Annotated in this window: 13 protein-coding genes and 1 pseudogene; 4 read left to right on the top strand and 10 right to left on the bottom strand. The window is 55.5% G+C overall.

Annotated features, from left to right (window positions below; genetic code table 11):
• Positions 1-115 precede the first annotated feature (115 nt).
• Together LQK84_RS18760 and LQK84_RS18755 are read left to right on the top strand one after the other, a co-directional pair.
• On the top strand, positions 116-340 hold the full coding sequence (locus tag LQK84_RS18760) for a LysR substrate-binding domain-containing protein (RefSeq protein ID WP_230830260.1): 225 nt from the start codon (positions 116-118) through the stop codon (positions 338-340).
• A 213-nt stretch (positions 341-553) separates the two neighbouring features.
• Positions 554-787, top strand: a pseudogene (locus LQK84_RS18755) (RHE_PE00001 family protein); the annotation flags it as partial.
• Positions 788-826: 39 nt separating this feature from the next.
• Here LQK84_RS18755 and LQK84_RS18750 read toward each other — a convergent pair.
• The 7 genes from LQK84_RS18750 to LQK84_RS18720 all read right to left on the bottom strand — a co-directional run bounded on the left by LQK84_RS18750 (position 827) and on the right by LQK84_RS18720 (position 9,369).
• The gene (locus tag LQK84_RS18750; protein ID WP_230830259.1) at positions 827-2,137 is read right to left on the bottom strand and encodes a branched-chain amino acid ABC transporter permease; all 1,311 of its coding nucleotides are present in this window, start codon (positions 2,135-2,137) and stop codon (positions 827-829) included.
• Positions 2,134-3,147, bottom strand: a complete 1,014-nt coding sequence (locus tag LQK84_RS18745) for a branched-chain amino acid ABC transporter permease (RefSeq protein WP_230830258.1) — start codon at positions 3,145-3,147, stop codon at positions 2,134-2,136. Before LQK84_RS18745 ends, LQK84_RS18750 begins: the two co-directional genes overlap by 4 nt.
• A gap of 3 nt (positions 3,148-3,150) precedes the next feature.
• Positions 3,151-3,855 (bottom strand): ABC transporter ATP-binding protein, encoded by a 705-nt coding sequence (locus LQK84_RS18740; protein WP_230830257.1) that lies wholly within the window; start codon positions 3,853-3,855, stop codon positions 3,151-3,153.
• Complete coding sequence (locus tag LQK84_RS18735) at positions 3,855-4,634, bottom strand: ABC transporter ATP-binding protein (RefSeq protein ID WP_230830256.1); 780 nt, start codon at positions 4,632-4,634, stop codon at positions 3,855-3,857. Before LQK84_RS18735 ends, LQK84_RS18740 begins: the two co-directional genes overlap by 1 nt.
• Before the next feature lie 64 nt (positions 4,635-4,698).
• Positions 4,699-5,880 (bottom strand): ABC transporter substrate-binding protein, encoded by a 1,182-nt coding sequence (locus LQK84_RS18730; RefSeq protein WP_230830255.1) that lies wholly within the window; start codon positions 5,878-5,880, stop codon positions 4,699-4,701.
• 817 nt (positions 5,881-6,697) lie between these two features.
• Positions 6,698-7,972, bottom strand: a complete 1,275-nt coding sequence (locus tag LQK84_RS18725) for an MFS transporter (protein WP_230830254.1) — start codon at positions 7,970-7,972, stop codon at positions 6,698-6,700.
• Between the two features lie 53 nt (positions 7,973-8,025).
• Positions 8,026-9,369: a M20 metallopeptidase family protein gene (locus LQK84_RS18720; RefSeq protein WP_230830253.1), complete on the bottom strand. Its 1,344-nt coding sequence runs from the start codon at positions 9,367-9,369 to the stop codon at positions 8,026-8,028.
• 449 nt (positions 9,370-9,818) lie between these two features.
• Here LQK84_RS18720 and LQK84_RS18715 point away from each other — a divergent pair, with 449 nt between their 5' ends.
• Entirely contained in the window at positions 9,819-10,562 is a 744-nt protein-coding gene (locus LQK84_RS18715; RefSeq protein ID WP_230830252.1) for a TetR/AcrR family transcriptional regulator, read from the top strand.
• Here the strand turns inward: LQK84_RS18715 and LQK84_RS18710 are convergent.
• From LQK84_RS18710 to LQK84_RS18700, 3 genes are read right to left on the bottom strand one after another with little or no spacing between them, the layout of a single operon-like run.
• Positions 10,534-11,370, bottom strand: a complete 837-nt coding sequence (locus LQK84_RS18710) for a prephenate dehydrogenase/arogenate dehydrogenase family protein (protein WP_230830251.1) — start codon at positions 11,368-11,370, stop codon at positions 10,534-10,536. The two genes, LQK84_RS18715 and LQK84_RS18710, sit on opposite strands and share 29 nt — an antisense overlap.
• Positions 11,367-12,734 carry an aminotransferase family protein gene (locus LQK84_RS18705; RefSeq protein WP_230830250.1) on the bottom strand — a complete coding sequence of 456 codons (1,368 nt, stop codon included), beginning with the start codon at positions 12,732-12,734 and terminating at the stop codon, positions 11,367-11,369. The genes LQK84_RS18710 and LQK84_RS18705 overlap by 4 nt, the downstream gene beginning before the upstream one ends.
• 18 nt (positions 12,735-12,752) lie before the next feature.
• Positions 12,753-14,093, bottom strand: a complete 1,341-nt coding sequence (locus tag LQK84_RS18700; protein ID WP_230830249.1) for an aspartate aminotransferase family protein — start codon at positions 14,091-14,093, stop codon at positions 12,753-12,755.
• Between the two features lie 135 nt (positions 14,094-14,228).
• Here LQK84_RS18700 and LQK84_RS18695 point away from each other — a divergent pair, with 135 nt between their 5' ends.
• Positions 14,229-16,247 (top strand): acetoacetate--CoA ligase, encoded by a 2,019-nt coding sequence (locus LQK84_RS18695; RefSeq protein ID WP_230830248.1) that lies wholly within the window; start codon positions 14,229-14,231, stop codon positions 16,245-16,247.
• Positions 16,248-16,254: the final 7 nt, after the last annotated feature.

Raw genomic sequence — 16,254 nt, 5'->3', positions numbered from 1 at the left:
ACGTTCTCGCCAACATTGCCGACACGCCGATCGGCAGGCTAGAGCAACTCCTTCCCTGGAACTGGACACCCCACACGTTGAGTGCTCAGGCGGCCTGAACCGCGGCCTTCGCCGGATGCTTACACGCAGCGCAGCGCTCGCCGGTTTGGGCATCGCCTGGCTCCCCGACTTCATTTTGAGGGACGACCTTGAGACCGGCAGACTTGTCCGGATATTGGAGGACGATATTCACGACACGGGAGAATTCTTTCTCGTCTGGCCGTCTTCAGGTGGGAAGTCGTTACGCCTGCGTGCCCTGATCGATCATCTGATTGCCTCTCAGGCAAAAACCAATCCCTGAGTGACGCGTATCAATATCCGCTTCAGCAACGTTTTGACACCAAACCCGCCGTTCGGCTACCGGCCCTAGCAACCATTTCCGAGAGCAAGTAGCGGTCTCGACGTTGAATTTGGCGCAGCCGTATCGGCAAACGACGCGTCGGCGGTTCAAGTCCCTTCAAGAGCGTAACAAGGCAGCGCAACCATGCCCATTCGCATTCAGATAAACTCCCTTATGCACAAATCCTCGCCGCCAAATCTGCCCCAGGTAATGATGCGGCCGACGTTTGACGCCGACATTGCGCTCACGTGTGTGGACGAGCGGAGCGCTCATTCGTTGGTTGGAAACGGCTTCCTCGAGCGGGAAAATTTCGGCGACGCCTGCGCCTCGGTGTGGATCGACGACGAGCTCGTCCATCTCCAAGATCTCGTCCTCCACGACGCCACCCGCGATATCCGCACGCCTACACGTCTCGCTTTCGCTTCGGGGGCGGCCGAGATTTAACGATCAATGGCGTTCTGGGATTAGCCCTCCAGGCTTGAAGCGCAACGTCACCAGTAGAATTACACCCATGACGATGAGGCGCATCTGCGAAGCATTGGCCGTAAGTTGTTCGCGCATTGCGTTGCCTGAGGGGAGCCATCCGATAGAGTGTTGAATGAGCCATGTTCCAATTGGGTCGGCTTCAATCCAGCATGTCCATATGATCAACGCTCCGAGGACCGCTCCCCAGTTGTTGCCTGAACCGCCGACGATCACCATCACCCAGATTAGGAAGGTGAAACGCAAAGGCTGGTAGGTTCCAGGTGTGAACTGGCCGTCCAGAGTTACCAGCATAGCTCCGGCGAGACCTATAACTGCCGCGCCGATCACGAAGACGATCAGATGCAGGTTCTTGACATCTTTCCCCATCGCGCTTGCGGCAATTTCGTTGTCGCGAACCGCATAAATCATGCGACCCCAGGGAGAATGGAGCGCCTTTTCCGATAGCAAAAGCAGAAAGGCGAGCACGAGCATGAAGAGTGCGGAATAGCCCAGCTTAACGACAAGGGCAGCAGCATCGGGTGGCGATATCCCAAACTGGATCGCGAGCGATTGGAGCCAAGGGGTGCCTGCAAGGCCGAGTTCGTCGGGAAGCGGTCGCGGCAGGCCGACGACATTCTTGACGCCGCGGCTTAGCCAATCCTCGTTCTTGAGAACGGCGATGATGATCTCCGAGATTCCGAGGCTGGCGATCGCCAGATAGTCCCCGCGAAGTCCGAGTGCGATCTTGCCCACTAGCCACGCCGCCGCGGCTGCAAAAAGTGCACCGACCGGCCATGAGAGAAGAACAGGTAACCCAAGACCGCCAAGGTAGCCTGTTGCCGATGGATCAATCGCTTCGATTAGGTTCTTGGCAGGACCGAAGTATCGCCCCAAAATGAGATACCCGAGCGCGAGAACAGCAATGACTGCTGCGACCCTTGTCGCTCTTGAAAGGGAGGTTAGTCTCCGAATTCCGACGACGGCTGCTACCGTGACAACGACAACGACAAAGGAGGCAATAAGCCCGGGTCCGCCAGCGGCGATTGCCGCCGGCACGCCGGGCGCGGAAACCAGGACCACCGCCAGCCCGCCGAGAGCGGCGAACCCCATCACGCCGAGATTGGGGAGTCCCGCATAGCCCCATTGTATGTTGAGACCAAGGGACATAACGGCGGAGACGAGGCAAAGATTAACGATTGTCACCGCAACGGCGACGCTTTGGACGGCAGCGATGACGCAGAGAACTGCTGCCACGGCCGCAAAAAGCATGAAGTTCTTGCCGGAGATGCTCATGAAGACCTCGTGTTGAGAAAGCCAGAGGGTCGGACGATCAGAACCACAACGAGGATGACGAACGAGACGGCATATTTGTAGTCCGTGGAAATCAGTTGATAGAGACCATCCGGTAGCCAGTCCGCGGGGAGTACATAGCTGAAGAAGCGCTTGAACGAATAGGTCAAGGCGACCTCGGAAAATGCTACAATAAACCCACCGACTATAGCGCCGACCGGATTTCCGAAACCGCCAACAATTGCGGCGGCAAAGATCGGCAGAACAAGCTGCTGGTAGACGAATGGCCGGAAACTCTTGTCGAGCCCATAAAGAACGCCAGCCAAGGTCGCCAGCGTAGCAGCAACCACCCACGTGATTGTCACGACGCGTTGAGCGCTGATGCCCGACAAGCCAGCAAGATCTTCGTTGTCAGCAAACGCACGCATCGCTTTGCCCGTTTTTGTGTGGCGTAGAAACCAGAACAGAAGGCCGACACTGACGGCTGCGAGAGCGATTGTGATGATCTGCGTTGCTCTGATTGCAAGCCCTTCCTGCAATCCTGTCAGGTCCCGAAATTGCTTTGCCGAGATGACAAACCGCACGCCATCATCAAGGGTGCGATCATCGGTCCCGATGATGAAACGGACGAGCCCGCTCATAACCAGCATGACGCCGATCGAAACGATTAGAAGAACGATGGGATCCGAGCGTTTGATACGATAGTAGCGATAGACGAAACGGTCAGTCGCCAAAGACAGCAATACCGTCACTAAAACGCCCGCAGGTAGCGCGAGAAGCGCGGTCGCCAGCGGCTGTATCGTGAGCCCATGTGCCTGGAGCCACCACGTGACCAAAAGGGTGATCATGGTGCCGAAGGACATCAATTCGCCATGCGCGAAGTTAGAAAATCTCAGCACACTAAAGATCAGACTGACCCCAAGGGCTCCCAGTGCAAGCTGGCAGCCATACGTGGTTGCCGGGACGACCACATAGTTGAGCAATAGGACGAAGGCATTTGCGTAATCCTGCACGTCTCAGCCTCCCAAGAATGTCATACGCACTTCATCGTTGGCGAGAAGCGCTGAACCGGTATCTGTGAATTTGTTCTCCCCCTGGACGAGGACATAGCCGACGTCGGCGATCTCAAGAGCAGGTTTCGCATTTTGTTCGACCATAAGGACCGCGATGCCGGTGCGGGCAACCTCGATGATCCGATCGAAAAGTTCATCCATGACGATGGGAGATACGCCTGCTGTAGGCTCGTCAAGCATCAGAACTTTTGGTCGGGTCATCATGGCGCGGCCAACCGCGACCTGCTGACGTTGTCCTCCTGACAACTCCCCGGCGAGTTGGCGTCGCTTTGGTTGGAGGGCAGGGAACAGCTCCAGCACCTCCTCGATGGTTCCCCGAATATCGTCCTTACGGAGGTACCCTCCCATCTCCAGGTTTTCGAGCACAGTCATCGACGGAAAGACGTTCAGGACCTGGGGAACGAAGCTCATTCCTTTCTCAACGCGACGTTGGGGAGTTAGCGCCGTGATGTCTTCGCCATCGAGCTGAACCGAACCAGACCGAACCGGCAGCATTCCGAACAACGCTTTCATGGCAGTTGATTTTCCCGCACCATTCGGGCCGACGATCACAGTGACCTGACCTTTTTCGGCGCTGATCGAGCAGGATCGCAAGATATCGATTGCACCGTATCCACCCGTCATTTCAGTTCCCGCGAGGAAAGCCATCACTTAACCTGCCTTTTCTGTTTCGGGCCGTGACCAAGATAAGCTTCGATGACGTCTTGATTGGATTTGACCTCAGCAACGGTACCTTCTGCCATCACGGCACCACCTGCCATCACAATGACGGGATCGCAGAGCTGGGCAATGAAATCCATGTCATGTTCGACAAGGCAGAACGTGTAGCCGCGCTCCTTATTCAGCCGAATAATGGCATCGCCGATTTCATAGAGCAGCGTCCTGTTCACGCCTGCACCGACTTCATCCAGAAACACGATCTTCGGCTCCGCCATCATCGTGCGGCCCAATTCGAGAAGCTTTTTCTGTCCGCCTGAAATGTTACCCGCCGGAAGGTGAGCAATGTGGTCAAGCTTGAGGAACTCGAGAACTTCATCGGCTTTTTGCCGAATTTCATGGTCGAACTGCCGCACCAGCCCAGGACGCAGCCAAACATTGAAGAGACGCTCGCCCGGATGCCGAGGAGCAACGACCATCAAATTCTCTCGAACCGTCAGTGTCGAGAATTCGTGCGCGATTTGAAATGTGCGAAGCAGTCCGCGAGCAAACAGCTCATGCGGCGGCATGCCGGTAATATCGGCCCCGTCGAGCAGCACGCGGCCTGATGTTGGCTGATAGCGGCCAGCAATAAGGTTAAAGAGCGTGGATTTGCCAGCGCCATTCGGCCCGATAAGTCCCGTTATCTTACCAGACTGAATCGTAAGCGATACGTCGTTCACGGCGACGAGGCCGCCGAAGCGCTTACACAGTCTCTCAACTGTGATCATCTTTGGTCACTCTCGTAAATGGGACGGTCCGCCCTTCGAAAGACGAACCGTCAGCCTGAAGGAATTAGCGATAACCGACTGTAGTCAGTGCGCCGTCCTTGACGAGAATTTCCCGGAAATTGCCTGCGCTTTCGCCAGGCGGCACGAGCTTGACATTGGTTGCACCAACGTAGTCGATCTTTCCGCCTTCAGCGAGGATCTTCAATCCCTTCGCCAGCTCCCCGGGAAGGATCTGTTCGCCCGGGCCGTTTGCAACTTCCATTATTTTGTTCTTGAAAACACTGCCTTCGCTGGACTTCGATGCCTGCATCGCCAGGAGGGTGAGAGCCGCCGCGTCGTAGGATTCTGCAGAGTAGGGGCCAACCTTGAAGCCGGCCTTGGTCACCATGGCCTTGAAGATTTCCGCGCCGTTTGAGTTCGAGCCAGGGATATCACCGAACGAACCGTTCAAATCCTTACCGATCGCCTTCACGAGGCTGTCACCGATCATGCCATCCGGCAGAACAAACTTATCGAACGCACCGGCATCCAGTGATGCGCGAACGATTCCCTTGCCACCTTGGTCAAGATATCCTGCCACGACGAGAACGTCGCCACCGGCTGAAGCGAGAGAAGCTACTTCGGCACTGTAGTCGGCCTTTCCGTCCTCATGAGAGGCAACGATTGTAACTTTGCCGCCAAGTTTTTCAAAATTGGTCTTGATGCTGTCGGAAAGACCCTTGCCGTAATCGTTGTTGGTGTAGGTGATCGCGGCAGTCTTTACTCCGTGATCCTTCATAATTGCCGCAAGAATTTCGCCCTGCCGCGCATCGGAGGATGCAGTTCGGTAGAAGAAGCCGTTACTCTTCAGAGTGGACAGAGCAGGCGACGTTGCGGATGGTGAAACCATGACAACGCCCTTCGGCAAAGCAACGTTGGTCAGGACCGCGGCCGATGCTCCCGAACACGTGTCGCCAATGATTGCGCTGACCTTATCTGACGAAACGAGCCGCTCCGCTGCGGCTGTTGCTGCGCCAGCGTCCACGCACGTGGAGTCCGCGCGGATCGTCGTGATCTTACTCCCGTTGAGGAATAGCCCGCTGTCGTTGACTTCCTTGATCGCGAGTTCAGCGCCGGCCGCCATGTCCGGCGCGACCGACTCGAGCGGACCTGTGAAGCCGAGAAGAAGGCCAAGTTTGACGTCCTGCGCCGACGCTGGAACGGTCAGAGCCGTAGACATGGCGAGGCAGATTAGCATGCGTTTCATAGAGGTTCCCCTTAGTTTTATAACGCCGTACAATAACGTTGTACAATGAATGTAGAGGGCTGGCAAGAGGCCGCTTTAAAAGCGGTTTCGTTTAGTGACTCTGGGGTGCTAGACACCAACCGACCGGTCTCATCTGCAGGCAGCTTTATGCAAAGCTAAGCGCCGCATATCTGCAGCTGCCTGACCTGCATGTCGGTTGGTCAACCGTGTGTTGGTAGGGTGCTTCGACGACCTCTTGCCTGACCTGGTCACCCAAGACCCCAAGTCCAATCAGCGGACCATGATTTGTGCACAGTGGGTACACCTGCAAATCGCCATGGCGCATTTCCGGAGGACCCGAGAAGCCTTTGATGGTCCGCCACTAAGCTAGTAGATGGCCATGTCGATTCCATTGCTGACATTGCCTCTTGTGACCGCCCGATGGCGGCGTGGTCTAGCCGGGGCACCGAGTTGGGACCGGACATTGGGAGCACGTGGGCGTCACACAACATGTTCGTGAGCTGCTCGCCGGGGCAGATGGCCGGACCGCGACTTTCAGTCTCTGGTGTCAGAGGGGGAATGCCTACTGTTTCCTGTTGAATTTACGGCTCTCTAATCACTCTATCTTTCCGCCCTTGGAGAGCGGAAAGATAGCAGTTGTGCCGTGCGTAGGCGACCACGGTGAACGATCAGATGACCGTGGTCTGTCATGAAGTTCATCATACCCGCTTCAACGCGGAGGATAACTGTGATCAACTTGTGGTGCAGATAGCACCTTGCTCCTTTGCGGCCCGCCTCTCCCCGATTGCTCGGCCGCAATTATTTTCATATCGCCCGATTACAAATATCGTTCCGAATAACGAAGGGCTATTAGGCTGAGGAGAGCGGCAGCGGCGACATAGAAGCCGGGAGCAAGTAGCGATCCTGTCGTGCTTAACAACCATGCGATAATAAACGGGGCGAAACCACCAAAGATTGCTACACCGAACGAATATCCAACAGACAAACCGGTGCCTCGAATCCGGGCTGGGAAGATTTCTGCCATCAGTGAAGACAAAGGCCCGAAGTACGCCGACACTCCGACCGCTAGAACGATCTGAACCAAGTAAAGCGTGACCGTTGTGGGATACGCTGCAAGCAAGGTGTAGAGAGGCAGTACCGCAACAAGAATGCTGCCGGCTGCGATGGTCATGATGCGTGTTCTGCGCATACGATCAGAGAGCATCCCGAACAGCGGCGATAGAAAAAATTGCAGCACGCCGAGAATTAAGGACGCAGTGAACCCGGCAGTTGCGGGAAGTTTGAGCTGTCTGATCGCGAATGTCGGTGTGAACAAGCTGGCATAGGATATCGTTGTCCCAAGGACGATCAATCCAATAGCAGTGATTATTCGTCCCCGATGGGTAACAAGCGTCTCAAGGATCGGGCTCGGCGATGCTTTTTCGGTCTGGAATTCTTCACCTTCTTCCAGCTCCCTCCGGATATAGATGGCAATTGGACCGACGAGAAGCCCGAAGAAAAATGGAATGCGCCATCCCCAGTTCATCAACTGGTCGGGCGTCAAGAGTGCGTTGAGCGCAACGCCGAAACCAGACGCAAGTACTGTCGTGATACCTTGGCTTGCTGACTGCCAGCTGGCATAGAATCCACGTCGATCTGGATCCTGTTCAGACAAAAGCGCGGTCGCACTCCCGAATTCGCCGCCGGCGGAAAATCCCTGAATGAGTCGCGCAATGAGCACGAGAAGTGGGGCTGCGAGCCCGATCGTGCCATAGGATGGACTGATCGCGATAATCAGAGTCCCCAGTGTCATGAGGGTAATTGATAGCGTGAGAGCTTTTTTCCGTCCAGCCCGATCGGCATATGCGCCGAGGACGATCGCGCCAAGCGGCCTCATGAAGAACGAGACGCCGAATGTGCCAAGGGTGAGGAGCAGCGAAACAGTGCTGTCCCCATCAGGAAAGAATAGCCGCGAGATTGTCACCGCCATGAAGCCATAGATAACAATGTCAAACCATTCTAAGGCGTTGCCGATGGAGACCGCTATGATTGTCTTAGCCGGGCTTGCAGCTTTGCTGGCAAGGCCTTCCGATTTCATTTGTGTTGTTGTCATATTCCCCTTCTCCTTTTTTGAGATGCTTTGAATTTGTAACTGCCGCCCAGCCGTTAACCTGCGCCATGATCTACTGTGTCCGGGCTCTCCTTTGTGCCGGGTAGATTTTTTAGGGTGTCGAGGCTGAGTTGGACGAACGCGCGGACTCCAACCACCAAAGCGGACTCGTTTACAAAGAAGGTTGACGTGTGGTGGTCCCCCGAGATCACGTTCTGACCAGGCTCCGGAGGGACATCGATGGTAAAGAACAGCGAGGGTACGTGGTGCGAGAATTGCGAGAAGTCGTCGAGAGCAAACGGAGGCGCAACAATCACCTTTCCGCCTGCATTCACCGCACGCCCGAAACTGGCAGCCGCAATTGAACAAAGTTCCACATCATTGATTAGCTGAGGGTCGTAATGGCCCCAAACAACCCGGCCGATGGCTCCCCCGGAGCCAGCAATTCCCTCCACTGTCGCGCTCAGCAGACGTTCCATTTCGGGTAGGCTATCAGCCTGGGTGACGCGCAGTGCTCCCTCCATGACCGCGAAATCTGGAATGACGTTGAACTTATCTCCGCCGCGGAAACTCCCAATCGAAAGTGTCGCCTGGTTTTGATAAACGTCGGTCCTTCTGCTTATGATCGTCTGAAGGCCGAGCAGAATCTGTGCGCCGATCACAAGAGGATCAACAGTGCGCCAGGGCATGGACGCGTGCCCCCCCTTTCCCTCGATGATGATCTTGAACTGACGCATTGCGTAGCCGCCGGCACCGACGTGATAATGGATGTCCCCTGCGGTTCCCGGGGGGCGTCCACCGACGACATGAATTCCGAACATTGCATCCGGTTTCGGGTTGCTTAATGCCCCTTCCGCAATCATCAACTTCGCGCCGTGCGGTCCCTGCCAACCGGGCGGGGGGCCTTCTTCCGCAGGCTGGAATATGAATAGAATGGTGCCTTTTATATCCTCTCGTAGGCAGCCAAGTACTTCAGCAGCTCCCATTAGCATGGCGGTATGGGCATCGTGTCCACAAGCGTGCATGACGGGCACATCGATATCGCCCCATGGCGCGGTCACGGTTGAAGCGAACGGCAGTCCGGTTTCTTCACGAATTGGAAGTGCGTCCAGGTCCGCCCGAAGAGCAATAACGGGACCGGGCTCCGATCCGCGTAGAACGCCGATGACGCCGGTTCCACCGCCCAAGCCTGTGCGAACCTCATCAAGCCCGATCGAGCGCAAATGCTCGGCGACCATCGCGCTGGTTTGATGCTCGTGGCATGCCAGTTCAGGATTTGCGTGTATTTCGCGACGCCATTGAATGACCTTCGGCGCGATGCGATCCGCCAGGTCATTAGCGCGAGCCGCCAAATCGGCTTCTGAGGGCGAAGTTATGGAGGGTCCGCGACTTTCAGGCATCAACAACTCCTTTAACAGCTTGTCAGCTTTCAGAAGCTAGCTCATGGTTTATCAATGTACAATAACAGCGTACAATAAATGGTAGCGAATTTCATGGGGCGTGGATCTTTGCCGGTTTCGCGGATTAACCTCTCGTCCTTACAGCTTGTCCTGCGCAACGGCCGCCTGATTGTGCCACAGGAGCGGCGGCGGTTTGGACGTTAAACGCCGGGGCGAGGGTGGTCCCGTAACTCAACCCATTTTGCTTTTCCTGCTGCTTCCGACGCGGGATCCTAACGCTGTACAATAAAGCTTGTATCCATCCTCCTTCCTTGGGATACTTGAGCCAGGGACTCGCTGCACTTAGGCTGACACACAATGATGGAACCATCGCCGGCCAATGTACCGGCCTTGGCTGCCTAGTTCGCCACGCAGTTGCGCGGCGGGATTAAGATATTGGAGTACTGAATATGAATCAGGCTGTCGTAGGTCGCCAACGGCGCGCGCCGCGCAAATTGAAGCCGGAGGCGGATCAACAGGGCCTTACCAGAGAGGCAATAGTCGCGGCGGCATTGAAGCTTATCGACGGGTCAGAACTTGAAAACTTCAGCATGCGAAATCTTGCGAAGGAGCTTGGCGTTTATCCGACTGCCATCTATTGGCACATCCCAAGCCGGAACGCGGTTATCGCCGAAGTGATCTCTGAAGTCCTGCGAGATATTGCTCCCCCTCTTGGACCAGACTGGAAGCGGTGGTTGAAAGCCCTGTTCCATAACTATCGCGAAGCTGTTCGCAAGCATCCCAACGTGGCACCGCTAATCGGGGTGCAACTTATATCCAATTCGAGTGTCGACCTCGATATGATTGAACGCATTCTGACTGTGCTGACGCAGGCAGGTTGCCCCGCGGAGCGGTTGGATGCAGCATACAATGCCGTGATCGGGACAATGGTGGGGTTCACGACACAGGAATTTGCAATGGTTCCGAAAGAAGAAGCCACCGAGTGGGCCGTCGGAATGCAAAAGGTTGTCGCATCAGTCAATGAAGAAACTCACCCCCTGCTAGCGCGGAACATCGAACGTCTTGCCAATCGAAGCTTTGTATTACGGTGGCAGAACGGCGCTGCGGCCCCGTTGGATCGCGGTTTCAATCTCTTTATCGATTCCTTCGTTGCCGGTCTTGAGGTCATTCTGAGCAGGAAGGTTGAAGATTAGTTCTTTTTGGTGCCTTGGATTGCAGTAGCTCCTCTTCACTGTCGCCGCAAAAACGGCCTCCAACATTTCTCGACATGTCTAGGAAACGGCGAATGACGTCCTTGACATACGGGTTTTCAGCGCAGATCGCGTGAAACAGCTCGTCGGAGTCACGGCAAAGGAGCTCGGTCATCGCTTTTAGATGATCGAAAGCCGTTGTGGTCATTGATGCAGGAGACAAAGGCATGGAGAGCAGAATCCGCGAGATCAGATGGGTCAGTCCTTGCACCTGGGCCATTTGCCGATCGTGATTTTCCGCAGTCGTGATTTCCACTCTGAGTTTGAGCTGCGCTCGAAGGAATGCCGCGACGATTCGGTAAGCCGTACCACGGATCGGTACGATTGCAATTGGCAAACCTTCGATCCCATTCTTGCCGCTCTGAGGCCCAAAGAGGGGATGTGTACCAACGACCTGGACATGGCTCGGCAACCCTTTCAGAATTGCCGCCGGTCCGCATTTGACCGAGCAAACGTCAAGCACCACGCTACCCGCTCGCAGATATGGCCGAATATTCTGGACAACGTTTGCTAGCTCTTTCACAGGCATAGATAGCACCACAAAGTCGCAACTTGCTGCTTCAGGTAAGCAGGCAGAGCAAATGCCATAACGGGCCTCAAGCGGCTGAAGGTCCGCGAACGGATCGAAACCGACGACGCGAAAGTGCGCGCTCAGATGCTTGACGGCGAACATGCCGAAGGCACCCACGCCGATCATCCCGATGGACGGTCGGCGTGGCTTTTCAAGAGAGGCATTTACGGAAGAGGTCATGCCGTGCCAGTTTTTTCGGCTTTAAACGCGGCGAATGTTTCTTCCAGGAGACCGACAATCTCATTGATCTGACCCGGGTTAACGGTGAGAGGGGGAGAGATCATGAGCCATTCACCATAGCGTCCATTGGCGGTTCGGCGGGTGTATAGAAGGATACCTCGTTCGATCCCAAGCTGTACCAGACGGCCTACCGAAGGTTCTCCAGCCGCGAAAACAGACTTTCGCTCCTTGTCCGAAACGACTTCGATGGCGGTCAGCAATCCTTTGCCTCTGACGTCGCCGATGAAATCGCAACGGTTCATGAGCGAAGTCAATTCCGACTTTAGAAGTTCACCCATCTCTGCGGCATTGCTCATCAGATTTCCCTCGACAAGTTCCATCAATGCAGCGTGGCCAATCGCGCACGACAGCGGGTTTGCCGAATAGGTATGACCGTGAACGAAACCGCCCGCGTTGCGAAGCACATCCGTCATTGCGGCGCTCACCATGATGACGCCGAGGGGCGTATATCCGGCGGAAACTCCCTTTGCGAGCGTGCAGATGTCGGGCTTGGCGACCGGCCAATGTTCCGCGGAGAGGAACTTCCCTGTCCGACCTGCGCCACTCATAACTTCATCGTAGATGAGTAGCACGCCATGACGCGTGCAGATGTCGCGGACACGTTTGTAATACACGTCGTGAGCAACCAAAGCGCCCGTCGAGAGGCCACCGACCGGTTCCATCAGAAACGCGAGAACGCTCTCTGATCCTTCAGCAATGATAGCGTCTTCAAGGGCCTTTGCCGCTGCTTCGGACGCACTCTCAACAGTTTGTCCTTCTTCGAGCCGGTAGGTAAAGGGGGCCGGAACTTTAGGCATGATGCGCGTGACGTCGCCGTACAAGCTTTCGGTCTCAGGGTCACCTGTTACCGACACGGCCCCCAGCGATGCTCCGTGGTAGCTCGGCATTCTCGATAGGACCTTCCATCGGCTCTCTTGGCCGGTCACAACCGCGTACTGCCTCGCGAACTTTAGGGCCCCTTCAGTCGCCTCCGAACCGCCCGAAACAATGAAGGCGCGTTCAAAGCCCGGCCCGCAGAGCTTAGCCAAAAGATCTGCCAACTGGATGTTAGGCTCGTTCTCGAAAAGGTTCCGGCTCGCGAACGATACCTTGGACATTTGCTCAATCCCGGCCTCGATAACGCGGCGGTTTCCATGTCCGAGGTTGCAGCAGATCGGGCCCGACGAGGCGTCGACGTAGCGTTTTCCATTGGCATCCCACATATAGAGCCCTTCGGCGCGTGAGATGGTCGGAAGTCGCTTGCCGCCTACAGGCGTGTAAAAGAGCTGAATCGGTCCACCCACAGATGGAAAGCTATCTTTCATTTTGATGTTCCTTTTTTCTTAGACCAGCAACTTCTTGCGACGATCGATGAAACGTTTGACCGCAGCCATCAGGCGTCCGGTTTCCGCGTTGCCAATGGGGAGTGACAAGGCGATCAAGCCTCTGCGCGCCAGATAAATTCCTTCTTCCAGCATGTCGAAGAAGAACAACCGCTTAAGGTTCTCGTCCTGACCAACAAGATCATCTGCGTTCCGAACAGTCGCTGAGATTGCGTGAACGTTCATGAGCGAGCCGAGGCCTGTGACGTTCATCGGGAAGGAGGCAGCGCAAAAGGCGGCGTTTAGTTCGTTCCGCAGCGTGTCGCCGCGCTCGTTGAGCGCTGTGAGGGCCTGCTGGGAAAGCCTGCCCCGGAGGCCAGCCAATCCCGCTGCCATCGTCAAGGTATTGTTGTTGAAGGTTCCGGGGTGGGACAGCGCGCCACTTCGGCTCGGATCGAAGCGCCCCATTATATCTGCACGTCCACCGAAGGCACCAAACGAAAGGCCACCTCCAAAATACTTCCCAATGACTGTAAGGTCCGGCTTTATGCCGAGCGACGACTGTCTTCCGCCGAAAGCGAGCCTCGACGTCATCACTTCATCAAAAATAAGAAGAGCGCCAACTTCTTCCGTAAGCCTGCGTAGGGTCCATAGGAATTCTGGATCCCCTGGAACGCATCCGCCGGCACCAAGCATGGGCTCGACGAGGACGGCAGCCAAATCCGCCTGATGTTTGCGGATCAGTTCGATGGCAGCTTCTCCATCATTGTAACAGCTTATGATGAAGTCGTGCGGCACGTTGATCGGAGACGATGCGCCACCCGTGAAACTGAGTGCGCTTCCATGATAGGCTCCATCAAAAACCAAGATCTTGGAACGGCCCGTTGCGACCTTCGACAGCGCGATCGCCATAAGATTGGCTTCCGTGCCAGAGTTTGTGAAGCGGACAAGTTCAATCGACGGAATCCGGTTACAGATTTCGAAAGCGAGCTCGGCTTCGAGCCTATTGTGGCCAGATAGATTCAGACCGTCATTCAGTGCTCTTCGGATCGCGTCGAGAATGAGATCGTCGGAATGTCCATAAATGCCGGCGGTGTATTCCGCGAGAAGATCGTCGTAGCGGTGTCCGTCGAGATCCCACAGAGTTGCTTTATCTCCCCGCTCCATTGCAAGCGGGAAGGGTGCGTAGAAAAGAACGCTCCGGGTGTTGCCCCCCGGCATCACGTTGCTTGCCTTTGAAAATTGGGCAGCGCTGGCGGGGTTACGGCGTGCAAAGGCCTGGACCGCCTCTTCCACTGCCAGAGCCAGAGCCAACGGACTGTTTTCCATCTGCCCCAATTTCGTACTCCGTGTCTTCTTCACCACAATTTCCTTGAACGACGTACAGGATTTATTGTACGCTGTCTAGGTGAGGTGATTGAGAAGGCTATTTTTCTATCGATCCAAGTGGATCAGCCGTTTCGCCGCACTGCTTTTAAACAGGGAGGACAAGCTCACATGACTGAACAGGGAGAGCTTCTTTGGACAGGTTCAAATGATTACATCGCCGGTTCAAATATCTCGAAATTCTTGGATTGGCTGAAGGCTGAGCGCCAACTTGAATTCGCGACCTATGAGGAACTCTGGTCGTGGTCTGCTACTGAGATCGAAGCGTTTTGGCAGATCATTTGGGATTATTTCGAAATACACTCGATCACGCAGACAAGCTCTGTACTTGAGAAGCGGGTCATGCCGGGGGCCAAATGGTTTCCTGGCGCACGGGTAAATTACACTGAGCATGTCTTACGCTGTGCCGAAGATGGAGACCCTGACCGGCCCTTCCTGCTGCACAAATCCGAACTACGCCCCCTGCAAGCCATGAGTTGGGCCGAGGTCGTTCGCGATGTGCATGAAATCGCGACGAAGTTGCGTGCTCTCGGTGTGAAGCCCGGGGATCGGGTGGCAGCCTACATGCCCAATATTCCAGAAACAGTGCTAGCGATGCTGGCGACGGCAGCTATTGGAGCCGTTTGGTCAACTGCTGCACCAGAATTCGGTGCTAGCACAGTCATCGACCGATTTACCCAAACCGGGCCAAAGATACTTTTCGTCGCAGACGGCTATCGCTATGGAGGCAAGGATTTCGGCCGGACCGAGCAGATTAAGTCCATAGTCAGCGCGTTGGAGAGTGTCGAAACAGTAATCTGGTTGGACTATCTTGAGATAACGGAGGCCCTGCCAGACTTTGGGCGAGCGATTCTGCGCTGGCCGTCGCTGGTTGAGAAACAGCCGTCTTCCGCCGAGGGCTTTCGCTATGAGTATGTCTCGGGGGATCATCCGCTCTGGATATTGTTCTCCTCCGGCACCACAGGACTCCCCAAACCGATCTTACATGGCCACCTCGGCATTCTGCTTGAGCATTACAAATCCGCAGCGTTCCATCTGGATTTGAAGCCCGGCGGCGTGATGTGCTTCTATACAACCACGGGTTGGATGATGTGGAACACGCTCATGTGGGCTCCGTTGATGAACGGAACCGCCGTCCTTTACGACGGACACCCCGCATTTCCCGACGCAGGGATGCTTTGGGAATTGGCTGCCGAAACGGGCGCGCAATCGCTAGGCACAAGTCCCACCTCTGTCCAACTCATGGCTTCCCAGAATATCTCCCCCAAAACAAAAGCTGACTTCAGTCGATTGGAAAACATTTTCCTTGTTGGGTCACCGGCGACACCTGAAACCTTTGCTTGGCTGTACAGTAACGTAAAGCCGGATCTCTGGGTCACATCACAATCCGGGGGGACTGAGTTTTGTTCGGGGCTGGTCGCCGGCGTGCCTGTCTTGCCCGTCTACGCTGGCGAAATCCAGGCGCGCGCACTCGGCGTTGATTTGCATTCCTATGACGAAAACGGCGCGTTGTTGGTAGGAGTGCCCGGTGAACTTGTGATCAGAAAGCCGATGCCATCCATGCCGCTTTTCTTGTGGGGCGACGAGAATTTCGAACGCTACCGTGCCTCCTATTTTGAGACTTATCCGGGCGTCTGGTGCCATGGTGACCGCATTACCGTCACGGAGCGGGGAAGCTGCATCGTTCATGGACGATCGGACGCGACACTTAACCGGTTCGGTGTCCGCATTGGCTCAGCTGAGATCTATCGGACGCTTGAGCAGATCGAAGGCGTTGCAGATAGCCTCGTGGTTTGCATTGAAGAGGAAAACGGCGGCTACTTCATGCCATTGTTTGTCAAACTCGATGGCAAGCAGGAGCTTGATGACAAGCTGATCTCGCAGATCAAACGCCGGTTGCAAAAGGAGAGAAGTCCTCGCCATGTTCCGGATGTCGTCATCGAAACACCGGATATCCCTTACACGCTTACGGGCAAGAAAATGGAAATCCCGGTACGCAAGCTATTGATGGGGCATCCGGCGGCTACCTCCGTCAATTTTGGCTCAATGCGCAATCCCGAGGCGATCGACTGGTATGCACGTTTTGCAGAGTCACGCCGCGAACCGAGGGATAAGGAGCAGCAGGCTTGATCGACAT

Origin of the sequence: Rhizobium sp. C4 (genome assembly GCF_021026315.1) — a bacterium.
Lineage (GTDB): Bacteria > Pseudomonadota > Alphaproteobacteria > Rhizobiales > Rhizobiaceae > Ensifer_A.
The sequence above is the reverse complement of the archived record's forward strand: the minus strand, read 5'-3'. Positions and strand labels throughout refer to the sequence as shown.